Genomic DNA, 508 nt, shown 5'->3' with positions numbered 1-508 from the left:
ACTTCCAGCCATTCGCCGGTCGGCGAGCTGAGCTCGAACGGCTTTCCTTGGGCCGCCAGCTCTCGGACCGACGGCATGCGGCGGTTCGACGGAACCGAAATCGCCTTCTTACCGCTGATGTAGGGACCAGTGACCGAGTCCTTCGCCTTGCTGACTTGCTTGGGCGTGCCGGTCGCAACGACGGTGCCGCCGTTGACCCCAGCCTGCGGACCAAAGTCGAGCAGCTTGTCGCTTCCTTCGATCACTTCATGATCGTGTTCGACCACGATCAACGTGTTGCCCAGATCGCGCAAGCGATGCAAGGCCGACAGCAAGCGGCGGTTGTCGCGGGGGTGCAGACCGATCGTCGGTTCGTCCAGGACGTACAGCACGCCGCAGAGTCCACTGCCAAGCTGACTGGCCAGTCGGATCCGCTGCGCTTCGCCGGCCGAAAGGGTCGGCGCGGTGCGGCGAAGGGTGAGGTAGTCGAGACCGACATCGCACAGGAACTGCACGCGGCTTTCAAGCT

1 pseudogene is annotated in these 508 nt (G+C 63.8%); it reads right to left on the bottom strand.

Annotation, left to right across the window (positions count from 1 at the left end):
- Positions 1–508, bottom strand: a pseudogene (locus C5Y96_RS17150) (excinuclease ABC subunit A); the annotation flags it as partial.

It is taken from the genome of Blastopirellula marina, assembly GCF_002967715.1.
Classification (GTDB): Bacteria; Planctomycetota; Planctomycetia; order Pirellulales; family Pirellulaceae; genus Bremerella; species Bremerella marina_B.
Note: the sequence above shows the minus strand (reverse complement) of the source record. Positions and strands in the feature narration are given on the sequence as shown.